This window comes from Salinivibrio proteolyticus, assembly GCF_027286365.1.
In the GTDB taxonomy this organism is placed as follows: domain Bacteria; phylum Pseudomonadota; class Gammaproteobacteria; order Enterobacterales; family Vibrionaceae; genus Salinivibrio; species Salinivibrio proteolyticus.
Genome location: NZ_CP114584.1, coordinates 1,630,964 through 1,656,668, shown reverse-complemented (window position 1 = coordinate 1,656,668; position 25,705 = coordinate 1,630,964). Strand labels below are relative to the sequence as shown.

The window sequence follows — 25,705 nt, the reverse complement described above, 5'->3', positions numbered from 1 at the left end:
TAAACCCGCGGCTTCTATAATCACAGGGTGTGCGTGCTCAACAGACGTAACGATAATAACGAGGGGAAGGCTCCCCCACACTGGATACCCGCTTTGGGTCCTGCAAATGACACCAGAGGCAATGATGACCACAATTAAACAGCAAGACGTGATCGAAAGTGTTGCAGATGCCCTGCAATATATCTCTTACTACCATCCCCTTGATTTTGTTCAAGCCCTAGAAAAAGCCTACCACAAGGAGCAAAGCCAAGCGGCGAAAGACGCCATTGCACAAATTTTGATTAACTCCCGCATGTCGGCAGAAGGGCAACGTCCGATTTGCCAAGATACCGGCATTGTGACCTGCTTTGTTAAAGTGGGTATGGCGGTGCAGTGGGATCGCCATGATATGACCGTTCAGCAGATGGTCGATGAAGGCGTGCGACGCGCATACACCAACCCAGATAATCCACTGCGTGCCTCTGTGGTCGCCGATCCTGCTGGTAAGCGTCAAAACACCCGCGATAACAGCCCAGCGGTGGTTCACATTGATATGGTGCCGGGCAATACGGTCGATATTCAAATTGCTGCCAAAGGGGGCGGGTCAGAGAACAAAACCAAGATGGTGATGCTCAATCCGTCGGACGATGTGGCCGAGTGGGTGGAAAAAACGCTGCCTGCAATGGGCGCGGGCTGGTGTCCTCCGGGGATGTTAGGCATTGGTATCGGCGGCACGGCGGAAAAAGCGGCGGTATTGGCGAAAGAGTCGCTGATGGAACACATTGATATCCAAGAGCTTATCGACCGTGGTCCAAGCAATGCCGAAGAAGCGCTACGTCTCGATATTTTCAATCGTGTGAACAAGTTAGGTATCGGTGCCCAAGGGCTTGGCGGTTTAACGACTGTGGTTGACGTAAAAGTGAAAACGGCTCCCACGCATGCTGCCTCAAAACCTGTGTGTTTGATCCCCAATTGCGCCGCGACTCGCCATGTGCACTTTACGCTTGATGGGACTGGGCCGGCGGACCTGACTCCACCGAAATTGGAAGAGTGGCCGCAAGTGACGTGGGAAGTGGGCGACAACGTCCGCCGCGTAAATCTTGATACGGTCACCAAAGAAGATGTACAGAGCTGGAAAACTGGTGAGACTGTCTTGCTCTCGGGCAAAATTCTGACCGGGCGCGATGCGGCGCATAAACGTATTCAAGAAATGCTACGCAATGGCGAAGGATTGCCTGATGGAGTCGATTTTAACGGCCGCTTTATTTATTACGTCGGCCCTGTGGATGCGGTTCGTGATGAAGTTGTCGGTCCGGCTGGGCCAACCACCTCAACACGTATGGATAAATTTACCGATATGATGCTCGCCGAAACCGGCTTGATGGGCATGATTGGTAAAGCCGAGCGCGGTCCAGCGGCGGTAGAATCGATCAAAAACCACAAAGCCGTTTACTTAATGGCTGTTGGCGGTGCTGCCTATCTGGTATCGAAGGCGATTAAGAAAGCGCGCGTGGTGGCGTTTGAAGATCTGGGTATGGAAGCGATTTATGAGTTTGAAGTCGAAGACATGCCGGTGACCGTCGCGGTTGACTCGCAAGGGCAGAACGCGCACCAAATTGGTCCGGATACTTGGAAAGTGAAAATTGCGGAAATGGACAGCTAGTCTGTCATAAGCAGCAATAAAAAATGCGCCAATTTTGGCGCATTTTTTTAACCGTATCACCACGCGTCTGCGTTAGGCGACTTCCTCTTCGTCGAGATCGAATGAGGCGGAAATCAAGTTACGTGTGTATTCGTGTTGCGGGTTATGGAAGATTTCTTCTGGCGTACCTGCTTCCATCACTTTCCCTTTTTGCATCACCATCACGCGATCAGACAGGGCTCGAACCACACTCAAATCGTGGCTGATAAACAGGTAGCCGATGTTGTGGCGTTTCTGAATATCTTTCAGCAAGTCGATGACGGTCAATTGGACGGAGCGGTCCAGTGCAGACGTTGGTTCATCGAGCAGAATGAATGCTGGGTTGAGGATCAGGGCACGCGCAATCGCGATACGTTGACGCTGGCCGCCTGAAAACTCATGCGGATAACGGTTAATTGCAGAGCTATCAAGGCGTACTTCATAAAGCGCATCTTTAACGCGATCGAGGCGCTCTTTTTTACTCAGCTCAGGGAAGTGAGTACGAAGGCCTTCGGCGACAATCTCACCCACCGTCATGCGTGGTGATAGCGACCCAAATGGGTCTTGGAACACCATCTGCATATCACGGCACAGCGCTTTGTTTTCGCTGTTTTTAATGTCGTGAATGTCTTGGCCTTTAAAACGCACACTGCCTTCCGCGACGGGAAGCAGACGCATAATGGCACGCCCAAGCGTGGATTTACCCGAGCCTGATTCACCAACGATACCGAGGGTTTCGCCGCGGCGTAGTGACAAACTGATGTTGCTCACCGCTTCAAAATAGCGCTTATTGCCGCCAAAGAAGTCAGCGCCCAAGAAATATTTGATGGTGACGTTATCCACCGACAAGAGATTTTCTGCGTCCTCTTGTGGGGCTTCTTTGCGCCCGCGAGGCACTGCATCAATCAGCATCTTGGTGTAGTCTTCTTGCGGGTCTGCAAACAGTGCTTGGGTTTCGTTAGTCTCTACCACTTCACCTTTACACATCACCACAACACGGTCAGCCAAGTGTTTCACCACGCCTAAATCGTGTGAGATGAACATGATCGCCATGCCCATTTTCTTTTGTAGATCGCCGATCAGGTTCAATACCTCGGCTTGCACGGTGACGTCCAATGCGGTGGTCGGTTCGTCGGCGATCAGCAAATCGGGCTCGTTGACCAGCGCCATTGCGATCATTATCCGCTGTAACTGGCCGCCTGAGAATTCGTGCGGATACTTTTCAAGTGCGCCAGTTGGGTTAGGCAGCTGCACTAATTTCAGCAACTCGATAATGCGCTCTTTGGCTTTCGCAGGTGTGGTGCGGTGGTGGCACTGAATCGCCTCGGTCAGCTGTTCACCGACACGCATGTAGGGATTCAGTGATGTCATCGGCTCTTGGAAGATCATGGCAACATGGTTGCCGCGCATCGCTTGCATCTGCTTGGTGGAAAGGCGTAACACATCGGTGTCGTTAAACGAGATTTGTGACTCTGGTTTGACGATGGCGTTGTTGGGGAGCAAGCCCATTACGGCACTGCTAGAGACGGATTTCCCCGAGCCTGACTCACCCACAATGGCGAGTGTTTCGCCGGGCATGATGTCAAAGCTGACGTTTTTTACAGCATCAACGATGCCATCGTTCGTGGTAAATGACACGCTTAGATTATTGACACTAAGCAGTGGCTTAGAAGCAGATGAAGACATCATCACCTCACTGGTTGATTATTCGACGTCACTCGCCAGCCCAAGATTGTCGTACAAGGTATCAAGGCATTACACGTGCATGCTCGATACAGGGCTAGCGCTCGATTGTTAGAGATTAAGCGAGTGGGGATGCCACTTGCTCTGGTTCAATCATGTTGGGTTGATATTTGTGAGCCAAGCTCATCAACATATCCCCTAGATGCGGATATCAGCCAGCTGGAGCGACTCATTACCCATTTAGGGAGAATGAACAGCTTGCGCCAGTGGAAGAGGTAGGATACGAGTGCCGCGATAACCGAAATGCGCTTCAGGTTACCTCTCCTTGCGAACACGGCTTTTCAACATAATCAGATGTTGATACCAAGCAGCGTGAATATCCATATATCACCCACACAATATACGATTCGGATATAAAAGCAAACTGTTATTAACTGCAAGATTTGCCATGTCAGACTTTGACCTCGCAGACAAAATCACGGCTTTTAGCGTTCGCGATAGTCAATAATCAGGAGGATAAGCAAGGTTTGGGGTGTTTATCTTGCGGGCAATATTTGGCAGGGAGGCTCAGACATCGGGCGTATAAAAGGCGTGCGAATCGAGCAATTCGCACGCCCTGTTAGGTTAGCTGCGATCGAACTCTAGGCGTGTCGCGTAGCGCTCGTCACTATGCTGACCGTGCTCGAATGCGACTTGACCGTTCACGATCGTCATATCGATGCTTGAGCCAAAGGTATGGCCTTCGAATGGTGACCACTGGCATTGGTAGAAGAGGTTGTCTTTATCGACCGTTTGCGTCTGGTTGAGATCAACGAGTACCAAGTCGGCCCAATATCCTTCACGGATAAAGCCACGCTCTTTCACCTGATAACGTACCGCTGGCGCGTGTGAGACTTTTTGCACCACCAGAGGCAAATCGAAAATACCACGATGATAAAACTCAAGCGCCACTTGAAGCGCGTGTTGGACAAGCGGTAAGCCTGCCGGCGCTTTAAAATAACTGTTTTGTTTCTCTTCAAAGGTGTGAGGGGCGTGGTCGGTGGCAATCACGTCAATCACACCGTCTTTCACCGCTTTGATCAGCGCTTGTTGGTGGTGGGCTTCTTTGACGGCTGGATTACATTTGATCAAGGTGCCCTTGGTCGCGTAGTCATCACGGTTAAAGAATAAGTGATGTACACAGGCTTCCGCGGTGATTTGTTTTTGCTGAAGCGCTTCGAGCGTTTTCGCGGGCTCAAACTGATACAGTTCATCTTCAGTGGTCAAGTGCAGCACATGTAGGCGTGTACCGTGCTTTTTAGCGAGGTTGACCGCCAGCTGGGATGACTTAAGACACGCTTCTTTTGAGCGAATGTGCGCGTGGGCATCAATCGGCACGTCCTCACCATATTTCTCGCGATAAATGTTCTCGAGTTCGGTGATCATTGGAGTATCTTCGCAATGGGTTGCAATCAAGGTCGGGCAATCGGCGAAGATAGCGTCAAGGGTGTCAGGGTCATTGACCAGCATATTGCCGGTGGAAGCCCCCATAAAGACTTTAACACCACAGGCACTGTTCGGATCGAGGCGACGAATTTCATCAATGTTGTCATTGGTCGCGCCCAAATAGAAGGCATAGTTAGCGTGGCTGGATTGAGACGCACGTTGATACTTTTCTTCTAAGGCGTCGAGTGTCGTGGTGGGGGGATTAACGTTGGGCATCTCCATATATGTGGTGATACCGCCTGCGACGGCCGCTTTGGACTCGGTCGCGATGGTTCCCTTTTTGGGAAATCCCGGCTCACGGAAATGCACTTGGTCGTCAATCATACCGGGCAACAAATGTTTGCCTGATGCATCAATCACACGGCAGTCCGCCGCGGCAGGGGCACTAATATCGCGGGCAATCTGAGAGATTCGGCCGTTTTCGACCAGCACATCGGTCTCAACAACTTGTCCTTCGTTGACGACAGAAGCGTTTTTAAATAGCAGGGTGGTCATGTTGTCATCCTTACATGTAAAGGCGTCGGCGCTATAGTAGCGCAAACGATTACCTGATTCAGCCCTTGATTTTACAAGGTGATATAAACATCAATTAACACAAGTTTGACCAAATTGTCGCATGCAACTGTGCTGTACATATTGCCCTTGGCAAAGGGGTACCGCATACTTGGCAGGGTTTATATTTATAAAAGGGAGCACACCATGGCGGAAGAAACCATCTTCAGCAAAATTATTCGCAAAGAAATCCCCGCAGATGTTTTGTATCAAGACGATTTAGTCACTGCTTTCCGTGATATTAACCCGCGTGCGCCTGTGCATATTTTGGTGGTACCAAACAAACTGATCCCCACCACCAATGATGTCAAGATTGAAGACGAGTTAGCGTTAGGTCGTATGGTGACGGTGGCGAAAAAACTGGCGGCTGACGAAGGGATCGCTGAAGACGGCTACCGTTTGATCATGAACTGCAACCAACACGGTGGCCAAGAGGTGTACCATATTCACATGCACCTAGTAGGCGGACGCGCGCTGGGTCCCATGGTGGTGAGTTAACCACGGCAAAGCCGACGATGGTGTGAATGATGTGTAAAAATCAAATCCAAACTTTGATGATTGCACTTGCCTTGGTGTTGGCGGGCTGCGCAGGGAGTCAGTCGACTGACCTGCGCATTGCGCCACACCAAACCGTGGTTTTTGCCGATCCAGAGCTGGCGACGTCGCTATGGGTTAAAGAGACGATGGTTCGTCGCACTCCAAACGGAAATCAAGCATGTGTGTGGTTAGAAAATACGTCTAGTCACCCGCAAACCATGCAGTATCGCTTTAGTTGGTACGATAGCCAAGGGCTCCAATTATCGACCTCTGCGGCGTCTTGGCAATCTGTGACCATTCCTCCCCATACACAGCGCGATATTCATGCGCCGATACCTGATATCAAGGTTTCGCAGTTTCGTTTAGCCGTCATGCAACCAGAATAATCCCCTTGTTTGTTGGCACTTTTTCACGCTTTTCTGGTCTATTCATTTTTTATTTACGGAGTCATCTCTATGTCCGCATGCTGCGCATTGACGGCCGCTTCACGTAAGCCAAATGCATTGGTAAAAGCATTATCGATGGGGCTATTTGTTGTCACAGTTGCAGGCTGTGCACCTCGCACGCAGCCGATCTATCAACCGTCGGCGCCAAAAGAATCCACCGTGCAGCAAGGGGTGGTGCATGGCAGTTTTAATCAAGCCATGCGCGCCGCGGTGCAGTCCTTAATGGGCAGTGAAAGCCTGCAAGGCGCCCCTGTTACTTTGGTGCAACCGCTACAAAATCTGACTGACGGTTATATTGACACTGTGGGTGTGTCAAAACAGCTAGAGCAAGGCCTTGCCGCACAAGGGCTAATAGGAACGGTCTCACAGGCGCAAGTCGATGTGGTCCGTCAGTCGCTAGGTTTGGGTGAGGGACAGGTTCTCATTGATCCGACCACGGTGATGCAATACGGACGCTTACTGGGGGCACAGTATCAGCTTGGTGGTAAGGTCACGGGGCAAGATGAGAAAACCTTATCACTGCAGCTGATGGATTTGACCACAGGTGTGATTGAATGGCAGGACACTCAGCGTTTTGTCAGTGGTTAATCTTTCCCCCGCGTTAAAAAGCTTACTGGAAGCGGCGTTGTGTGAGCACTATTCAGCGACCGTTTCGATTCAGCGTGTTACCCCCCTCGAAGGGGGCCTGACCAACCGCTGTTTGCGGATTGATGACTCACAAGGGGGACGCTTTGTTTGGCGGCCCCAAAGTCAGGTGAGTGGCGCTTTTGCGATTTCTCGGTCGCGCGAGGCGGCTGCGCAATCGCTGGCCGCTACCTATCAACTTGCCTCCGCACCCGTTTGTCAGTTGTCAGAAGGGCTTTTGGTCCCTTGGGTGGAAGGTGAATCCCTTGATCCGCACTCAGTCGAGAGCCAAGCGATCCTGATCGACCTGTTGGTACGTATCCATTCCATGGAAGGCCGTTTGGATGCGCAAGATGTTCGCACCCAATGCCAGCATTATGAGCAGCAGTTGACCTTGGCAAAGCAGCAAACACTCAAAAAGCTGCGCGACAGGCGGCAATGGCAATTACCCACGGATCCGCTCGCCCCTGTGGTGTGTCATATGGATTTGGGTAGTTATAACCTGGTTATTCAGCCAAATGGTGAGCCCTGTGTGCTTGATTGGGAATATGCGCGATTAGGCAGTGCGTGTTTGGACATTGCACTTTTTTGTCGGGCAAACGGCTATACACCAGCACAGGTCGTGTCCGATTATTGTGCGTTGCGATGCATCGAGGACTCGGCACCGGTTCGCCAAGCGGTAGAGGCATGGCTGCCCTTTGCCGACTATCTCGCGCTATGCTGGTATGAAGTGGGCGCATCGTTATATGGGCTCAGCACTTACCAAGAGCAAGCGCAGCGGTTATATCGCCAACTGGCGGGAATGGATGAATCATAAGGAGAGTTGCAATGGCTAGGTCGCGTTTTCGCTATGGCTTGATAGGGGGCTTATTACTGATCCTGACCGGTTGCACCACCGAGCTTGCGTATAACACCTTGCCGTTTTGGATTCATTACTACATCGATGACATTGTTAACTTGCGCCCCGAGCAATCTCGCCAAGTGAAAGCCGACCTCGACAAGATTCAGCAATGGCATCGAACCCATGAGTTACCTGCGATAGCCGAACGGTTAGGGCTGATTGCCACCCACAGTACCGAGCGACATACCATGGCGCAATTACGTGACCATCAAGAGGCGGTAAAAGCGCGGATCCACGCGACGCTACAGGCGTTTGTGCCGGCGACGGCGCGTTTACTTGATAGCTTTGATGACCAGCAAGCGCAGGCGCTCACCCAGTGGATGGAAGACGAGATTCAAAAGGCAACCGAACGACGTGCAAAGCGTTCGCAAGATGAGCAATTTGCCTATCAACGTGATGATCTCGAGGAAGATACGGAAGAGTGGATTGGCAGCGCTGCGCGTCATCAACAGCCCTTGTTTGCCGAAATGGCAGAGTATCAGCAAGCGGCGATGCCAACGTTCCGTCAGGTACGAGAGCGCTTAGTCAGCCGCCTTTTTGCGATTATCAAAAATCGACAGTCGATCGACACTGAGGCCGCGTTGTCAGAGTGGGTGGACGATGTGGTGGCATGGCGAGCCGGACCGGAGACGGAAACCGAAATGGCCATCTACCGTTCACGCCGGTTAGATTGGTTGTTGCGCCTTGATCGTAGCCTTGATGAGGATCAGCGTTCTCAACTGGTCGATAACCTCATTGAGTGGCAAACGCGTCTGAACGAGATGAGCCGTTAGTCTTGTTCCTCTTCCCTTGGATTGGGTAGGGCGTGGGCGTTGCTGTATGCATCAAAGCACCTACCTCATGGTTACGCCAAATACCCTGATTATTTTTAGGGTGATCTTGCTCATTTTTCTGTCTGGGTGGCTATGCTATTGATAGGGGTCACAGCTTTGCGATAACCAAGGATGGCTTTCCATGATCTTATATCTCCACGGTTTTGATTCAACCAGCCCAGGCAACCATGAGAAAGTGTTGCAGCTCCAATTTGTCGATGACGATGTGCGTACTATCAATTACAGCACCATGCACCCAAAACACGATATGCAGCATTTGCTCAAACAAGTCCAGACGCAGCTAGACGCGAGTCAGGATCCCAATCCACTGATCTGCGGCGTTGGCTTAGGCGCATATTGGGCAGAACGGGTGGGTTTTTTGTGTGGGATCAAGCAGGTTCTGTTTAACCCGAACTTATATCCGCACGAGAATATGACTGGAAAAATTGATCGGCCGGAAGAGTATGAGGATATTGCCACCAAGTGTGTGACAGACTTTCGTCAACGCAATCAACAACGAGCATTGGTGGTGTTATCGCGAGAGGATGAAGTCCTCGACAGTCGCCGCAGTTATCAAGTGTTGTCACCTTTCTATCCTGTTCGTTGGGATGAAACGCAAACCCACAAGTTTAAAAACCTATCGGCACACCTCAACGCCATTGCGGATTTTAAAAAGCAGCCCGCCCTCCACACTTAATCGGTTCCCCAGTCGCAAAGTGGGTCTTTGCGCACTGGGGTGCGTCGAATTGACCGAATAAACATCAACAGCGCCTCAGAGCGATGTGAGATCAATAAAACAACAAATGAGATCGCGTATCACTTGTATTTATATTGCAGAGCCGTTTTCGGTGTATAAATACTTGGAGCCGTTATGTTTGTTGATCTTACTCCGTTCGATGAGACGATTTTGGGCACGCATACCCCAGACCCATTGCGTTTTGCCTTTCCGCCGAAAAAACACGCCCACGCGGCGACCCATCAAATGCCTTTACCGCTCGAACAAGGCATCGCAGGCGTTACAACACAGCTTTTATCTCCGCCTGTGCAATCTGGGCCGCGGTGTTTATATATCCATGTGCCATTTTGTCGAGTGAGGTGTACTTACTGTCACTTTTTCCAACATGCGGCGAGCCGCACACTGATTGACAGCTACTTCGCGGCTTTACTCAAAGAGCTTGGTATGAAAGCGGCGATGCCATGGACCCAAGCGCAGCCTTTTGAGGCGGTGTATGTCGGTGGGGGAACACCCACTGCGTTGTCAGCAGCGCAATTGCAGCAATTGGGTCAGGAAATCCGTCGCCAATTTTGGCTCACGCCCGACTGCGAAATCACCCTTGAGGGGCGAATCAATGGCTTTGATGATAATGCGTTCGAGCATTCGCTTGCTGGGGGATTTAACCGTTTCTCGTTTGGGGTACAGAGCTTTAATACCCAAGTCCGCCGCGCGGCAAAACGTTTAGATGATGGTGACACTGTGCGTGAGCGTATTCATGCACTGAGTGCCCGTCAGGAAGCGACGATTGTGGTGGATTTGTTGTATGGCTTGCCTTATCAAACGGCTGAGATCTTTGCACAAGATGTGGCTGACTATCTGCAAACCGGCGCCAATGGTATTGATCTCTACCAGCTGGTGGTGGCGCCAAATACGCCGATGCTGCGCATGGTCGAGCAAGGAAAAATGCCACCGCCGGCAACGACGGCAGAAAAAGCCAGCTTGTTTGCGCAGGGCGTTAGTTTGATGGACCAACACGATTGTCGACGACTCAGTGTCAATCACTGGGCACGTGATCAACGTGAGCAAAGTCGTTACAACCGGCTTGCCAAGCATGGTGCCGATATTTTACCGCTAGGGTGTGGTGCCGGTGGCAGTATTGACGGTGTCGGGATCATGCAACATCGCGACTTGGCAACCTATCTCGATGCAATGCAAACCAATACCATGCCGATTGCGCGCGTTGTAGCCGCTGTGGAGCATCGTCGAGTGTATGATGCTATCAAAGCGGGATTAGATATGGGTGTGCTTCACGCGGATACGTTACCGCCTTGGCAAGGGATGAGCGTGTTTCAGTATCTCTCGCCGTTATTCGCGGTCTGGCAGCAACATGGATTGGTAACATTATGTGAAAATAAATTACAGCTTACTCTTGCCGGTCAGTTTTGGTCCGTAACGCTTGCGCAAGCCTGCATTCATGTCTTGCAGTCACTCTAACTATCAGAATTTAAAATTCAATTGCTTATCGTCAGCTACCTTCATTTCGAAGAAAAGTGTAAGAAAAGGGCGAAATTTAACTTGTCTTAGCTACAGAATATGGTGTTTTATTTCATCATGCAAAAGGCGGCCGAATCCGAATCTATGCTCGAAGTAGGCGACGTTTTCCGGCAGAATACGCATAGCGCTCCGGCCATAAAGAACAATGAACAATACGTAGCGTGCGAGAAACAAACTGTAATTTGATTACTGGCCCAATCCCATTTTTGTCAGTGACTATATAAGTGGCTGATGTTTGAGTTTTTAATTAGGTAAGGATGTAGAAGTGACCAAAATTATCGTTGTCGGTGGCGGTGCAGGCGGGCTAGAGCTTGCAACCAAACTGGGTCGAACGTTAGGCCGCAAGCGTCGTGCACAAATCACCTTGGTGGATAAAAACAGTAGCCACCTATGGAAGCCATTGCTTCATGAAGTGGCAACCGGCTCAATGGATGAGGGTGTTGATGCTTTGAGCTATCGTGCTCATGCCAAAAATCATGGGTTCGATTTCCAAATGGGGACCTTGTGGGACATTGATCGCGACCAGAAAGTGATCACCTTGGCGCCCATGTACGATGAAAATAACGAACTCCTGATGCCTGAGCGTGAGCTCGAGTACGACATCTTAGTGATGGCGATTGGCTCGACTTCTAATGATTTCAACACACCGGGCGTTCGTGACCATTGTATCTTCCTCGATAATCCTAAACAGGCTCACCGCTTCCGCGCGGAAATGAACAATGAATTCTTGCGTTTGCATGCTAAACACGGCCAAGGCAGTGTAGATATTGCGATTGTGGGCGCAGGAGCGACTGGTGTTGAGCTATCAGCAGAGCTGCACAATGCCATCAAAGAACTGCGTAACTACGGTTTCCGTGATTTAGATAGCTCGAAACTGAACGTGACCTTGGTGGAAGCCGGTGAGCGCATTTTGCCAGCGCTGCCTACTCGTATCTCAAGTGCAGCGCACCAAGAGCTGTTGAAGCTGGGTGTCACGGTGAAAACCAATACCTTTGTCACTAAAGCAGACGACCAAGGCTTGGAAACCAAAGAGGGTGAGCGTATTCACGCCGATATTATGGTATGGGCTGCTGGGATCAAGGCTCCGGATTTCTTGAAAGATATCGCTGGTTTGGAAACCAATCGCATTAATCAGTTGGTCGTGAAAAACACACTTCAGACGTCGCGTGATGACGACATCTTTGTGATTGGTGACTGTGCAGCGTGTACGCAAGCCGATGGCAGCATGGTACCGCCACGTGCACAGTCGGCGCACCAGATGGCAAGCCGCTGCTTTAGCAACATTGTTGCTAAATTAAATGGTCGTGATCTCAAGCCTTATGTGTTTAAAGATCATGGCTCACTGGTCTCGCTCAGCCGCTTCTCTACGGTAGGCAGCTTGATGGGTAATCTGACCAAAGGCTCGATGATGATCGAAGGGCGGATTGCTCGTGTGGTATACATCTCTTTGTATCGGATGCACCAAATTGCATTGCACGGTTACGTGAAAACTGGCCTGATGATGCTGGTAGGGCGGATCAACCGCGTTCTACGTCCAAGTTTGAAGCTGCACTAAACACGTGTGAAGCTGTGCTAAAACAGCATATAACCCCAAAGACCGAGGCTTGCCTCGGTCTTTTTTATTGTTCGAATTGGCGCATTTCTAGTTGCCGCTTGACGTGAAAGTCGTCACAATAGCGCCGTAATCAAGATTATTGATATCACTTCTAGAGCAACCCTCCTGACGCCGAGTTTTTCTCATACCACGATATTGATATTCATGACCCTAAGTGATGGGCCATGCGGCCTGTGACGACATTTTTTATTTATTGAGATCAATTAATGAGTTTCTCCTCTTTAGGACTATCTGCACCACTATTGAAAGCCGTGCAAGAGCAAGGCTATACCACACCTTCACCGATTCAGGAAAAAGCGATCCCTGCGGTGATTGAAGGCCACGATGTCATGGCGGCGGCGCAAACCGGTACCGGTAAAACCGCGGGCTTTACCTTACCGATTTTGGAGCGTTTGCAGGCGGGTAAACGTGCTCGCCCTAACCATGTACGTACCTTGATCCTGACGCCAACGCGCGAGCTTGCTGCGCAAGTGCACAAAAACGTGGAGCAATACAGCCAATACACGTCGCTCAGCTCAACCGTGGTATTTGGTGGTGTGAAGATCAATCCGCAGATGATGAAACTTCGTAAAGGCGCTGATGTGCTGGTGGCCACTCCGGGACGCTTGCTGGATCTGTACCAGCAAAATGCCGTGCGCTTTTCTCAGCTTGAAGTGCTGGTCTTGGACGAAGCCGACCGTATGCTCGATATGGGCTTTATTCGTGACATTCGTAAGATCTTGGGCTTGCTGCCGGCTAAGCGCCAGAATTTGCTGTTCTCCGCCACATTCTCGGATGAAATTCGCCAACTGGCGAAAGAGCTAGTCAACAATCCGGTTGAGATTTCAGTCAATCCTGCGAACCAAACCGCAACCGGGGTAGAGCAATGCATTTATCCCGCGGATAAGAAGAAAAAAGCGCCGATGCTGCTGTCACTGATTGCCGACAATAATTGGCAGCAGGTGTTAGTGTTTAGCAAAACCAAACATGGCGCTAACCGTTTGTCGCGTTATCTCGAAGAGTACGGTGTCAGCGCGGCGGCAATTCATGGTAATAAGAGTCAAGGCGCGCGAACGAAAGCGTTAGAGAAGTTTAAAACCGGTGAAGTACGGGTATTGGTTGCCACGGATATTGCCGCACGAGGGATCGATATTGCCCATTTACCGCAAGTGGTAAATTTTGATTTACCCCATGTGGCAGAAGACTATGTTCACCGTATTGGTCGTACTGGTCGTGCAGGTGCCGTGGGCAATGCAGTGTCTTTGGTTTGTGCGGACGAAGCGAAAGATTTGTTCGCCATTGAACGCTTAATTAAACAGGTATTGCCGCGTCATACTCTGGCGGACTTTCCCGTCACGAATCCGTTGCCAGAGTCGAAATTGGATACGCGTCCAATAAAGCCAAAGAAACCGAAAAAGAATAAACCGCGTCAAGACGGACAGCGCTCTGGCGATAACGCGCGCGGACACAAACCGGTAGGCAAAAACCGACGTCATACCGATAGCGCAGGCGACGGTAAGTCACGTGGTACCGGCAATCGCCCACCACGCACGCGCAGCGATAGCAACGGCGCGAAGCCACGCCGCGCGCGACCCGCTGCGGCAAAAACCAGCGCCTAATCTAGACGCTGTGTACTGAACAAGAATAAAAAACCGGCCACTCGCCGGTTTTTTATGATCTAATTTCAGTATCCTTCAAACGATTAGATCAATAGCCCATTAGTGGACAGGGTTAGTTTGCCTTTCTTACTTGAATAATCATGCCCATCATCGGGTTATCTAAATAGTGGGTCTCGCCACTGCGCATCCGTCGTTTGTGCGTGAAAGCATAGGGCTGCAAGAAACGTTGGATGTGATACTGCTTTTTCACCTTTTCCAAGCCTGCAACTTGTACATTGTTGGTATTGGTTGCCGCACCTTGTTGTGCGTCTGAGGTTTGCAACGGCATATCGATAATGTCTTCAACCAGCGCTCGTCGCTCGCTGGGCTCGCGCAGCACCATATCGGCCTCGACAAACAAGTAATGTTGTACATAGACGCGTAGTGTTCCATCGAGTTCATAGAGCGGCTGGCGAGGGGGGAGAGTATCCAATGATTGCTCTTCCCACTGCGATTCGGTATTCGAGGCGGTTGCGTTTGTTGGTGCAGCAGGTTGGGCCGTGATCGGGGTGCCATCTACGTTAAACCGGTCGCTATAATCTCGGCCCGCGCTAACCCGCAGTAGGGGAAGTGCTGCGCGCCCGCTATCATCTTGACGCCAAGCCACATGCACCATCGGGGTGAAGCCTGCATGGTTGGCCAGTTTGTTGTACGCGTCTGTTAATTGCCATTGGCTACGTGGTAGCGGGGTTAGGCCTGCGTTTTGTAATGCAGTTGTATTGGTGACTGGAACCGCTCGATTGACCGACTGGATATCGGTTTGGGTGGGCCAGCTTTCTTGGACACTCGCGGGATCTTGATTACGTTTAAACACAATCAGCTCGACATCATAAAGCCGTTTAGCCAAAGCCGGCTGACTGATGGCAATAAGCAGTAATGCCCAAATGCTCTGCTTGGCAATGCGGGTTAGCCAGCTTTGTAGTTGACGTTGATGGTTTTTCACAGGTTACTCCGTTCTCTCTGGCAAGCCAGTCTGATCGCCGATTAGGCGACCAGTTGGTGACTTGCAAATTGAGTCAACAGCTCATCAATAAAGTTCATCCGCTCACGTCGGTCAGTGAGGCTTTCGACAAACTTAATTTTGGTTGGCCCATCAAATTTATACTTGTCTGGACGCGATTGTAACAGTCCCACTAAGAATCCGGGATCAATTTGCGCATCCTCATGAAATTCAACCACTCCGCCGCGGTCACTGGCTTCGATTTTCTTCACCCCTAGGTGTGCCGCCCGTAACTTGATTTGTTGGACATGTAACAAGTTTTTGGTGGCATCAGGGAGCAGCCCAAAGCGATCAATTAACTCGACTTGAAGCTCTTGAATATCATCATTCGATTTCGCGCTGGCGATGCGTTTATACATCGACAAACGGGTGTTGATGTCAGGGATATAGTCATCCGGCAGCAGAGCGGGGAGGCGGAGCTCGACGTCGGTCTGCTCTTTTAACAGCGCATCCAAGCTCGGCTCTTTGCCTTCTTTTAGTGCCTCGACGGCTTGCTCAAGCATGTCCATGTAGAGGGTAAAGCCAATCGATTGAATTTGGCCACTTTGCTCATCGCCTAATAGCTCTCCCGCCCCGCGGATTTCTAAATCATGGGTGGCAAGGGTAAAACCAGCACCCAGATCTTCGAGTGAGGCAATGGCTTCTAAACGCTTGGCGGCATCCTTGGTCATCCGCTTAGGATGTGGGGTCAGTAGGTAGGCATAAGCCTGATGATGCGAGCGACCGACACGTCCGCGCAGTTGGTGAAGCTGGGCTAAACCAAAGTGGTCGGCACGGTCAATAATGATGGTGTTCGCGGACGGCACATCGATACCGGTCTCAATGATGGTGGTACACACCAAGACGTTGTACTTTTGATGATAAAAATCGCTCATGATCCGCTCGAGTTCGCGCTCACGCATTTGACCATGGGCCACGGTTACGCGCGCTTCAGGGATCATTTCACTGATTTCATTCGCGGTTTTTTCAATTGTTTCGATGTCATTGTGCAAGAAATACACTTGACCACCGCGCATAATTTCGCGCAACAACGCTTCTTTGACCAAGGTGTCTTCGCGCTCGCGAACAAAGGTTTTTACCGCCAAGCGACGTGATGGTGGCGTGGCGATGATCGAGAGATCGCGCATGCCACTCATGGCCATGTTGAGCGTCCGTGGGATCGGGGTCGCCGTGAGGGTGAGAATATCAATGTTGGCGCGCATGGCTTTGATTTTCTCTTTTTGGCGGACGCCAAAACGGTGTTCCTCATCCACGATGAGCAAGCCCAGATCACGTAGCTTCACATCCGCTTGCAGCAGTTTATGGGTGCCAATCAAAATATCGATTTTTCCCTCGGCACAGTCGGCCAAAATGGCTTTTTGTTCTTTCGCTGATTTAAAGCGAGAGAGCACCTCGACGCGGACCGGTAAGTTGGCAAAGCGGTCACGGAAGTTTTCGAAATGTTGCTGGGCAAGCAAGGTGGTCGGCACAAGTACGGCGACTTGTTTGCTGTTATTGACGGCAAGAAACGCAGCCCGCATGGCCACTTCGGTTTTACCAAAACCGACATCACCACACACTAAGCGATCCATGGCAATGGGGCGGCACATATCCGAGAGGACCGCGTTAATGGCTTGGGATTGGTCCGGCGTTTCTTCGAACGGGAAGCTGGATCGAAATACTTGATAGGCTTCTTTGTCATGTTTGAAGGCAAAGCCAGGCTTGGTTTCACGCTTGGCATAGACATCCAACAGCTCTGCAGCGACATCGCGCACTTTTTCTGCCGCGCGGCGACGTGCTTTTTCCCACGCTTCGCCACCGAGCTTATGAATAGGCGCAGTGTCTTCCGCGCCACCGGAATAGCGACTGATCAAGTGTAACGCACCGACTGGCACATAAAGCTTGGCGCCTTGCTGGTACTCGAGGGTCATGTACTCGGTTTTGAGCCCACCGGCTTCAAGCGTCTGCAGTCCTTGGTAGCGACCGATGCCATGCTCAAGGTGAACCACAGGCTGTCCCGGTTTGAGTTCGGCTAAACTACGTATCACGGCATCGTTGTTGACGCTTTGCTTGCGCTTATCACGACGACGTTGCTGTACAGCACGTTCGCCAAACATGTCGCTTTCGCAAATCAGGGCAAATTGACGAGTGTTATCAATAAAGCCTTGGTCAACCGGCCCAATGATGAGGCTGAATCGGCCCGGTTGCGCCAGCGCGTCTGAGAGCGACGATGCGACCATGGGGCGGATTTTGGCTTGAGTCAGCAGATCAAGCAGTGCCTCGCGGCGACCTTCCGATTCGACCGAGAACACCAAGTGACCGCTAAATTGTTCACTGAATTGCCGCAGTGCGGCTAGCGGCTCTTTGGCTTGATGATTGACCGTTAACGTCGGCAGTGGAGAGATATCGACATTCTCACGGCCTGCTTTTTCTGTGACGTTGTCACTTGATAGGCGCAGTTGCGGATAATCCTTCAAGTGACTAAACAGCTGGTCTTTATTAAGCCAAATAGCGTGTGGCGGTAACAGCGGACGTAAGGGGTCCACGCGGCGCTGGTCGTAGCGGTGTGCCACGTCATCGAGGAAGTGTGTCATCGCCGCTTCTATATCACCCACGGTTAAAATCAGGGTGTTATCGGGCAAGTAGTCAAAAAGCGTTTCGGTTTGGTCGAAAAACAGCGGTAGCCAGTATTCAATCCCCGCCGGCCATGTTTTCTTGCTGACTTGTTGGTAGACAGATTCTGGTTCACGGCGGGCTTCAAAGTGCTCGCGGAAGCGGCCACGGAAAAACTCGACGGCGGCATCATCGGTGGGAAATTCGTGTGCAGGTAGCAGTTGGATTTGCGCTAACTCACCCGTCGAACGCTGATTTTCTGGATCGAATTGGCGAATCGTGTCCACTTCATCATCAAAAAAGTCGATGCGATAAGGCTCATCACTGCCCATCGGAAATAAATCAAGGATCGAACCGCGGCTGGCAAATTCACCGTGCTCCATGACTTGGTCAACATGGCGATAGCCGGCATCCGTTAGCTGGTCGCGCAGCTTCTCGAGCGACAGGACGTCCCCTTTTTTCACCATTAATGCATGCTGATGGAGAAATTGCTTCGGCGTCACACGTTGTAAGGCGGTACTCGCCGGTGCGATCAGTACGCCGTCACCTTGGGTTGGCAGTTGATACAGGCACGCCAGTCGTGCAGAGATAATATCTTGATGGGGCGAAAAGCTGTCATAAGGCAAGGTTTCCCAGTCGGGAAAAATATCGCACTGCCCCTCGGTGAATTGGCTGATAGCGGGCTGCAAACGAATCGCGGTTTGGTTATCGGGCACCAACAAAAAAATGGGTCCCTGATGTTGCTGGCGAATGTTGGCGACGGCAATCGGTAACGCCGCACCCGTTAGGTTGCCTAGGTGTTTGACGTCACCCGCACCACGGGGAAGGGTAAACGTGTAAAGCGGTTGTTGAGTCATGAATTTAACTGCTTGATTTCTTTCGGTTGAGTGCGCGCTTTCGCAAAAGCTTTTGCTGATGATGTAAGGCGGCGCGGATCAGAGTGTCTCGGTCGTCTTCCAATAAGCGTGTGTACTGGATTTGGATCAAATATTGGGGTGGATGGTCACCGTCAGGCGCTTTTTCTTCACAGTGGGTGACCACGCCATAGCAATAAATCGCTGTGGGTGGAAAATCAAGAAACAGCTTCACACGCGCATGATCGCCGTGCTTTAACGGCGCAGGGCTTAGATAGGCAAAGCTGCTTGCGCCGAATGTATGGGTGGTGAAGCGCTGCGTGGGATCGTCTTCCTGACTGAGCATATAGCCCATCATTAAAGTGATCTTTTCGTTTTGCGCTTGCAAGATACGGTACAGTGCTGAGGCATCGTCCGGCTCAAGAGATTGTAACTCTTTTTCAACCGCGTTATCGACTTGGCCACATTGGCTTGCAACCCGAAAGGGCGCGGGGATTTCCGCCATAAATGCATCCGCATCGGGTTGGGCTTGGCTATCTTGAAGCGGCTCAACATTGATGCGTATGGCGGCTCTTACAGAAAAATACTCGTCTTGGCTCATCACTGTGCCTTATCTTGCAGTCATTTGATGATTATCACGCACCCGTCGCGTTAGGTAAAGTTTCAAGACCGCCTTATCGGGCGTCAACGTGCGCTTCTGGGCAGTATTCGTCAATATTCAGTCAAATCGGTGTGTAAACTTGGCGACATTCGCTCAGGCAGGTATGCTTTGCAGCGAATCAAAACAATAAGCTAGGTGCACTATGTATCAACCCTTATCGGTGTTTATTGGCTTGCGGTATTTGCGCGGCCGATCGGCCGATCGTTTTGGGCGATTTGTGTCGTCTATGTCTACTGCAGGAATTGCCATTGGTGTGCTCGCTTTGATCACCGTGTCATCGGTGATGAATGGCTTTGAAGCCCAGTTAAAAGGCCGCATTTTAGGCGCACTACCGCATGCGGTCATCGCGGACGGACAAACGGCATCGGTAAAAAACCGCGTTGAACAATGGCCACATGTGGTGGCGACGGCTCCCATTCAAACCACAGAGGCGGTGTTACAAAGCCGAACAGGGCTGAGTGCAGGGTTATTAGAAGGGGTTGACCCAACCGCCTATGAGCCGTTGGCAGACCATTTATTACAAGGAGATATTCAAGCGTTAGCCGAGAGCCGTTATCAAATCATCATTGGCCGAGCGATGGCGAGTAATTTACGTTTACGTGTTGGCGATCAGGTGCGAGTGATGGTCACCAGTGCGAGCCAATTTACCCCGATTGGGCGGATCCCTGCGCAGCGCTTATTCACCGTGGCGGGCATTTTTCACACCGGGACCGATGTCGATAATCAATTGATGCTGGCTAACATCCATGATGTCGCGCGTTTAATGCGTATTCCGCCGCAGCAAGCGCAAGACTTACGCCTTTTCCTTGACGATCCCTTTGCGATAACGGATCTCAAACCGATGGCAGAGAGTGCGGCGTGGCAAGACTGGCGCGTCTGGCGGGGCGAGCTTTTTCAAGCGGTGAAGATGGAAAAGAACATGATGAGCTTAATGCTCAGTCTGATCATTATTGTTGCTGCATTCAACATTATTGCTGCCTTGATCATGGTGGTGATGGAGAAGCAAGCCGAGGTTGCCATTTTGAAAACCTTAGGCATGCAAAATCGCGATATTGTTGCTGTCTTTATCGCTCAAGGCTCACTCAGTGGGTTATTGGGCGCATTGGTCGGGGGCGTATTGGGAGTACTCTCGTCTCTCTATATTAATGAAATCATGGCCCTGTTTGGGGTGAGTTTGCTGGGCAATGGCCTTGCGCTTCCCGTGGTCGTCAATCCAACTCACGTCGTTATGGTCATGGTGTTGGCTATTTTGCTGAGCACGTTAGCGACCCTTTTCCCTGCTTTTAAAGCGGCATCTGTTCAACCTGCTGAGGCACTGCGTTATGAATGAGTCTTTGTTGTCCTGTCACCAAATCAGTAAAACCTATCAAGAGGGTGGTCAGGCGATTCATGTATTGAATCAGGTGTCTCTTACCATTGCATCGGGAGAGCTTGTGGCGATTGTCGGCTCGTCTGGCTCAGGCAAAAGTACCTTGCTGCACACCTTGGGCACGCTTGATACACCGAGCGAGGGTGAGGTGTATTTTGAGGGCAAATCGATTAGCCAAATGTCTGCGAACCAACAAGCGCAGCTAAGAAACCAAGCGCTTGGATTTGTTTATCAGTTTCATCACCTACTGGCTGACTTTACTGCGCTTGAAAATGTGATGATGCCACTGCTGATCAACAAAGTTGCACGCAAAACGGCCACAGCAAGAGCTACGGAGATGTTGAATGCGGTCGGCGTGGGCCATCGTTTATCCCACCGTCCTGCTGAGTTATCGGGGGGCGAGCGTCAGCGTGTTGCGATCGCGCGTGCGCTAGTCAACGATCCTAAGCTGGTTCTCGCAGACGAACCGACGGGGAATCTTGACCATGCGACAGCTTTGGAGATCTATGATTTGATGCGTTCGTTGAATGCACGACATGGGACGGCGTTCCTAGTGGTAACGCATGACAGTGAGCTGGCAGCCAAACTTGACCGCCAAGTGCGAATGCAAGATGGCCAACTGCTTGCTGTGAGTGCCACTGAGGAGGGGCAATGAAACCACTGTCGTTAGCCATTGGACGCCGTTTTAGCCGTGCTCGCCAGCGTAATCGGTTGGTCTCATTTATCTCGTTGTCATCGGTGATTGGCATTGCCATCGGTGTGATGGTCATTATTGTCGGTCTATCGGCCATGAATGGCTTTGAGCGTGAGCTTAATCAGCGCGTGCTCTCTGTGGTGCCGCATGCGCAAGTGTTTGGCGTGAATGGTCCGCTTGACGATTGGCAGCAAGTAAAGCGCCAAGCCTTGCAGCATCCTCAAGTGGTGGCTGCCGCACCGTACGTGGAAATGACTGTGTTGATGGAACATGGCAGTGCACTTAAGCCAGCCCAGATCCGTGCCGTTTCACCGAGCGACGAATCGGCCGTGAGTCGCATTGGTGCTTTTATTGATGGCGGTTGGGACAGTTTGCCAGCGGGGCAATCAAATATCGTGCTCGGGCAAGGTGTCGCCGATAGCTTAGGCGTGAAGGTAGGCGATTGGTTAACGGTGATGATCCCCGCGGCGGATGCGAGCTTAAAGTTGCGTTCACCTCAGCGAGTGAGAATGCAAGTGGGTGGATTGTTACGGCTGGGCGGACAAATTGATCATGCGTTAGCCTTGATGCGTCTATCTGATGCGCAGCAGTTGATGGCACTAGATGGCGCGGTTACTGGGGTCTCACTCAAAGTTGAGCCGGTGTTGGAGGCGCGACGTATCGTCCGAGAGGTCGGTCAAACCCTTTCCGCCTATGTGTACATGAAAGACTGGACCAGTGAATTTGGCTATTTGTATCGCGATATCCATTTGGTGCGTTCGATTATGTATCTCGTCATGGTCTTGGTGATTGGGGTGGCCTGCTTTAACGTGGTATCAACGCTGATGATGTCGGTGAAAGACCGTGCGGCTGATATTGCGATTTTGCGTACGATGGGAGCAGGCGATACTTTGATACGACGGATTTTTATTTGGTATGGACTATTCGCCGGTGCGTTGGGGAGCCTGATTGGCAGTGTACTGGGGGTATTGCTGGCAAGCAATTTAACCCACTTGATCCAATGGGTGGAGCAGGTTGTGGGTCATCGTTTCCTCTCAGGTGATGTGTATTTTATTAACTTCCTACCCAGTGAGTTACGTGTGTCTGATGTGGTGGTGGTGAGTTTAACGGCGATGCTCCTAAGCTTGTTGGCCGCTTGGTATCCCGCGCGTCGCGCGTGTCAGTTACAGCCTGCCGCTGTATTGAGTGCAAAATAGCGGCTAGCTAGCGCGGCAGCTACTACAAACAATCACCAAAGGGGCCAGCATGAGTGCTGGCCCTTTTTCGATCTGTCTCGACAATTATGCGTTGGCATTACGTGGTGATAACGCCGGATGATGACTGCGTCGCAATGCGCCCTCTAGCGGCTTGTTTTCCTTTCCTGACGTTTTAGCGTTGCCTGATATCGACGTTGAATCAAGAGGGTTTATTCTGCTTCGGCAGTACTTCTTTTAACTTTTTCGGAATACGAAGTTTACGTTTTTGCCAGCTTCTTACCACGGAATAGCGCCAAATGCCTCTGACGGCAAAATAGCCAATCACGGCGAGCACCAAACCACTGGTCATACAGCCGAGAAAGAAAGGCGGTCCAATGTGGCCCATTTGTTCAACCAAATAGTGCCAAGAGAGCTCAAAATGGAAGGGATAGGGCGGTGTGTTCATCATCCACGCGCCGAGTTTATAGGCGAGATAGAACAGCACAGGCATGGTAATGGGGTTACTGATCCAAACCAGTGCGACCGACAAAGGCAGATTGACACCAAACAAGATCGCCAGCCCTGCTGCCATGATCATCTGGCTGGGCAAGGGGACAAATGCCATAAACAAACCGACCGCAAACGCCCCCGATGCGGAGCGACGATTCAAGCACCACAGGTTTGGGTCGTGCAACAGGCTTCCAAACACGCGCAGTGCTTTGTTATCGCGCAATGCCTCGCGTTTTGGCATGTAGCGTTGAAAAAACTTCTTGGGCATACCTGCTTAATTTACCTGGATGTTACGCGATGAAGCTGACATTCACGCTTGGCTTGGCTGCGTCGATTTTATCGCTGCCATGGTGGCCCAGTTTGCCACCAGTTTGGACGTGTTTCATTGCGTGTATTGTGTTTCATTTTGGGTGGAAAAAGCGCCTTTGGTGGCTCGCGGGGAGCGCGTTAGGGCTCACTTGGGCTGTATTATCCGCAACCTTATACCAAGCAGACGTGATCCACATCATTTCTAGCACAGAGGATACTACAATATCTGGCTCTGTGGGCAGCCTTTTTAGCCCCAAAGCTGGCCCACAATCGATTATTTTTGACGTTGATAAAATTAATGATAAACCACTGCCGTTTTTTCGTTCAGTTCGAGTGCGTCTTTATTGGCAATCGCCGCCGTTTCCCCAACAAGGTGAGCGTTGGAGGCTTACGGTCAGACTGAAGCCGCCGTATGGACGTTTAAACGAAGCGGGCTTTGATGCAGAGCGTTACTTTGTGGCGCGACGGATTCATGGCAAAGCCAGCCTCAAAAACGCCGAGCAGCTCACCCACACACCATCATGGCGGCAATCAGTCTTAAATGCACTGTCCCCCGTGCTTGAGCCTTTGCGTTATGGCCGCTATTTGCTGGCGCTAAGCTTGGGAGAGCGGCAATGGTTGACCCATGAAGATTGGCAGATCTTGACGCACAGTGGCCTTGCTCACCTGATGGCTATTTCTGGGCTTCATATTGGGCTGGCGTTTGCGTTGGGGTGGCAGGTAGGCTGGGGGATCCGTTTGCTGCTACCCGAATGGCGACTCACCCTTTGGTGGCCGCTCTATAGCGCTATGCTGGTTGCTTTAGGGTATGCCGCGTTAGCAGGGTTTGCGTTGCCCACCCAGCGCGCCTTGATTGCCCTATTTATCTATGCCAGTGCAAAGCGCATGGGGGCACAGGTGTCTCCCAGTACCTTATTGCAAATCACTTTACTGGCTGTGTTATTGCGCGACCCTTTTGCTGGTTTTTCGTTGAGCTTTTGGCTGTCGTTTGCCGCAGTGTCAGCGCTGTGCCTCGCGCATTACTCGCTACCTCGTTGGCGAGAGTTTCCGGCCACAGCTTATGCCCGTATGATTTGGCGGGGCAAGCAACTGGTGTTTATTCAATTCGTTCTCTTGATAGGCATGTTGCCTCTGCAACTGGGCTTTTTTTCTGGTGTGAGCGCCGCCGCCACGCCGTTAAATCTCTTTGCCGTTCCTTGGGTGGGAATATTCACGGTGCCCTTGGTCTTTGTCGCCCTAGTTGCTCAGTTCATAGCGGGCAGTACCGTCGCGACATTTATTTGGCAAGCGGCCGATTTGAGCCTAGCGCCAGTGATATGGCTTGCCGACGTTGCCCGCCAAGCCTGGCTGCAGCCTCCACCGTTATCGTGGTTGTGGTCTTTGCTGGTGGCAGGGGGATGTTGGCTGATAATGAGTTGGCGTTGGCACCGCCAAACGTCGCTTTTATTGGTATTGGTGACGACTGGTTTTGTATGGCGTGCGCCACCATTGCCCGACTGGCAGGTGGATGTGCTCGATGTAGGGCATGGCTTAGCGGTGTTAATCACTAAAAACGGCAGAGCGGTGCTTTATGATACCGGAAACCGATGGCAAGTAGGCGGGATCGCGCAAGCGGTGATTACGCCGATCCTTGAGCAACGAGGCATTGATCAACTCGATGGCCTACTCTTAAGCCATGGTGACAGTGACCATGATGGTGGAGCAGGGTATGTCACCGAACGCTTTCAACCGATTTGGCAGCGGGCCAGTGAGAAAAGACGTGGTTATTTACCCTGTCAGAGAGGCGCCAGGTGGGATTGGCAAGGGTTGAGGTTTAACGTGCTTTGGCCGCCGAGACAAGTGGACCGTGCGGGTAACAATGACTCTTGTGTGGTGCGGGTCAGTGATGGACGCACCAGTATATTGCTAACCGGCGATATTGAATCAAAGGGGGAGTTGGCATTGCTGGCGCGTTTAGAGCGTCGCGAAGCTGTGCAGAGCGACATTATGCTTGTTCCCCATCACGGTAGTGTATCGTCATCGTCACCGCCTTGGATAACCGCGGTATCACCGCACTGGGTGGTGGCGTCTACCGGGTTATTTAATCCGTGGGGATTGCCAGCGGTAGCTGTTCGCGAGCGTTATCAGCAAGCAGGGATCACGTGGTTAGATACCGCGAAAGATGGCCAATTGCGTTTTCAGCGCCGCCAGGGTCGATGGCAAATGACACGGTGGCGGCGTGACCATCAAGGGCAATGGTATCGGACGCTGTTTGAACGGCGACCGGTAAATTTGGACGACGGCGGGTAAAAGAGTAGAATGCCGGTCTGTTTTACACAGC

General features: G+C 51.4%; 20 protein-coding genes. 14 read left to right on the top strand and 6 right to left on the bottom strand.

The features are described from left to right. Positions 1-124: 124 nt before the first annotated feature. Positions 125-1,642: a fumarate hydratase gene (locus N7E60_RS07825; protein WP_069587318.1), complete on the top strand. Its 1,518-nt coding sequence runs from the start codon at positions 125-127 to the stop codon at positions 1,640-1,642. A gap of 72 nt (positions 1,643-1,714) precedes the next feature. Here the strand turns inward: N7E60_RS07825 and N7E60_RS07820 are convergent, their stop codons facing one another. Beyond that, a complete protein-coding gene (locus N7E60_RS07820; protein ID WP_269598561.1) occupies positions 1,715-3,346 on the bottom strand; it encodes an ABC transporter ATP-binding protein in 1,632 nt (543 codons plus the stop codon). Positions 3,347-3,967: 621 nt separating this feature from the next. Further along, a complete protein-coding gene (locus N7E60_RS07815; RefSeq protein ID WP_077480383.1) occupies positions 3,968-5,323 on the bottom strand; it encodes a dihydroorotase in 1,356 nt (451 codons plus the stop codon). A 204-nt stretch (positions 5,324-5,527) separates the two neighbouring features. Between N7E60_RS07815 and hinT the strand changes: the two genes are divergently transcribed. The 9 genes from hinT (at position 5,528) to N7E60_RS07770 (ending at position 14,182) form a co-directional block, all read left to right on the top strand. After that, a complete protein-coding gene (gene hinT, locus N7E60_RS07810; RefSeq protein ID WP_269597048.1) occupies positions 5,528-5,878 on the top strand; it encodes a purine nucleoside phosphoramidase in 351 nt (116 codons plus the stop codon). A 26-nt stretch (positions 5,879-5,904) separates the two neighbouring features. Continuing rightward, on the top strand, positions 5,905-6,303 hold the full coding sequence (locus N7E60_RS07805) for a YcfL family protein (protein WP_269597047.1): 399 nt from the start codon (positions 5,905-5,907) through the stop codon (positions 6,301-6,303). Positions 6,304-6,372: 69 nt separating this feature from the next. Next, on the top strand, positions 6,373-6,951 hold the full coding sequence (locus N7E60_RS07800) for a hypothetical protein (RefSeq protein WP_269597046.1): 579 nt from the start codon (positions 6,373-6,375) through the stop codon (positions 6,949-6,951). Next, positions 6,944-7,804, top strand: coding sequence for a phosphotransferase (locus N7E60_RS07795; protein ID WP_269598560.1), 861 nt, complete (start codon positions 6,944-6,946; stop codon positions 7,802-7,804). The genes N7E60_RS07800 and N7E60_RS07795 overlap by 8 nt, the downstream gene beginning before the upstream one ends. An 11-nt stretch (positions 7,805-7,815) precedes the next feature. After that, entirely contained in the window at positions 7,816-8,661 is an 846-nt protein-coding gene (locus N7E60_RS07790; RefSeq protein WP_269597045.1) for a DUF6279 family lipoprotein, read from the top strand. 181 nt (positions 8,662-8,842) lie between these two features. Further along, positions 8,843-9,397 carry an alpha/beta hydrolase YcfP gene (ycfP, locus tag N7E60_RS07785; RefSeq protein WP_077455894.1) on the top strand — a complete coding sequence of 185 codons (555 nt, stop codon included), beginning with the start codon at positions 8,843-8,845 and terminating at the stop codon, positions 9,395-9,397. Positions 9,398-9,571: 174 nt separating this feature from the next. Further along, the gene (gene hutW, locus N7E60_RS07780) at positions 9,572-10,909 is read left to right on the top strand and encodes a heme anaerobic degradation radical SAM methyltransferase ChuW/HutW (RefSeq protein WP_269597043.1); all 1,338 of its coding nucleotides are present in this window, start codon (positions 9,572-9,574) and stop codon (positions 10,907-10,909) included. A gap of 325 nt (positions 10,910-11,234) precedes the next feature. After that, on the top strand, positions 11,235-12,524 hold the full coding sequence (locus tag N7E60_RS07775) for an NAD(P)/FAD-dependent oxidoreductase (RefSeq protein WP_269597041.1): 1,290 nt from the start codon (positions 11,235-11,237) through the stop codon (positions 12,522-12,524). Between the two features lie 266 nt (positions 12,525-12,790). Then, entirely contained in the window at positions 12,791-14,182 is a 1,392-nt protein-coding gene (locus N7E60_RS07770) for a DEAD/DEAH box helicase (protein WP_269597040.1), read from the top strand. Between the two features lie 112 nt (positions 14,183-14,294). Here the strand turns inward: N7E60_RS07770 and N7E60_RS07765 are convergent, their stop codons facing one another. Genes N7E60_RS07765 through N7E60_RS07755 form a run of 3 tightly spaced genes read right to left on the bottom strand, consistent with a single transcriptional unit; the run spans position 14,295 to position 19,268 of the window. Further along, positions 14,295-15,164, bottom strand: a complete 870-nt coding sequence (locus N7E60_RS07765; RefSeq protein WP_241824929.1) for a peptidoglycan binding protein CsiV — start codon at positions 15,162-15,164, stop codon at positions 14,295-14,297. A 41-nt stretch (positions 15,165-15,205) separates the two neighbouring features. Beyond that, a complete protein-coding gene (gene mfd / locus N7E60_RS07760; RefSeq protein ID WP_269597039.1) occupies positions 15,206-18,670 on the bottom strand; it encodes a transcription-repair coupling factor in 3,465 nt (1,154 codons plus the stop codon). A gap of 4 nt (positions 18,671-18,674) precedes the next feature. Further along, positions 18,675-19,268, bottom strand: a complete 594-nt coding sequence (locus N7E60_RS07755) for a PilZ domain-containing protein (RefSeq protein ID WP_077639422.1) — start codon at positions 19,266-19,268, stop codon at positions 18,675-18,677. 202 nt (positions 19,269-19,470) lie between these two features. On the opposite strand from N7E60_RS07755, the gene N7E60_RS07750 reads away from it, so the two are divergent. Genes N7E60_RS07750 through lolE form a run of 3 tightly spaced genes read left to right on the top strand, consistent with a single transcriptional unit; the run spans position 19,471 to position 22,587 of the window. Then, positions 19,471-20,658, top strand: coding sequence for a lipoprotein-releasing ABC transporter permease subunit (locus N7E60_RS07750; protein ID WP_269597038.1), 1,188 nt, complete (start codon positions 19,471-19,473; stop codon positions 20,656-20,658). Then, complete coding sequence (gene lolD / locus N7E60_RS07745) at positions 20,651-21,352, top strand: lipoprotein-releasing ABC transporter ATP-binding protein LolD (protein WP_269597037.1); 702 nt, start codon at positions 20,651-20,653, stop codon at positions 21,350-21,352. Before N7E60_RS07750 ends, lolD begins: the two co-directional genes overlap by 8 nt. After that, positions 21,349-22,587: a lipoprotein-releasing ABC transporter permease subunit LolE gene (gene lolE / locus N7E60_RS07740; protein ID WP_269597036.1), complete on the top strand. Its 1,239-nt coding sequence runs from the start codon at positions 21,349-21,351 to the stop codon at positions 22,585-22,587. The genes lolD and lolE overlap by 4 nt, the downstream gene beginning before the upstream one ends. A 199-nt stretch (positions 22,588-22,786) precedes the next feature. On the opposite strand, the gene N7E60_RS07735 is transcribed toward lolE, so the two are convergent. Next, positions 22,787-23,344 carry a DUF2062 domain-containing protein gene (locus tag N7E60_RS07735; protein WP_269597035.1) on the bottom strand — a complete coding sequence of 186 codons (558 nt, stop codon included), beginning with the start codon at positions 23,342-23,344 and terminating at the stop codon, positions 22,787-22,789. 29 nt (positions 23,345-23,373) lie between these two features. On the opposite strand from N7E60_RS07735, the gene N7E60_RS07730 reads away from it, so the two are divergent. Beyond that, positions 23,374-25,674, top strand: a complete 2,301-nt coding sequence (locus N7E60_RS07730; RefSeq protein WP_269597033.1) for a DNA internalization-related competence protein ComEC/Rec2 — start codon at positions 23,374-23,376, stop codon at positions 25,672-25,674. Positions 25,675-25,705 lie beyond the last annotated feature (31 nt).